1 pseudogene is annotated in these 251 nt (G+C 48.2%); it reads right to left on the bottom strand.

The features are described from left to right. Positions 1-109: 109 nt before the first annotated feature. A pseudogene (locus O2S87_RS19355) lies at positions 110-251 on the bottom strand (RNA-guided endonuclease TnpB family protein); the annotation flags it as partial.

Raw genomic sequence — 251 nt, 5'->3', positions numbered from 1 at the left:
GAATCAAGAGCATTTCAAACAGTTTGTCACTGACACATTCTTAGATCTCTCTCAACGTCTTGGATTTGCGAATGGTTGGATCAAAAAGTTCCTCACCGATATTCAAAAGTTACGCTGACCACTCGCGACTTCTGGTGATGGGGCTTCCTGCTTCCATGACGCACTTTGCAGATACCGAAACGGTGTCCGTAGGGAGTGTAGTCTCCACAGGCGTTGATTCGGAGCGTCCCGCTCCTAACCGCTTCTTGATA

Source organism: Halohasta sp. A2 (assembly GCF_056175805.1).
Note: the sequence above shows the minus strand (reverse complement) of the source record. Positions and strands in the feature narration are given on the sequence as shown.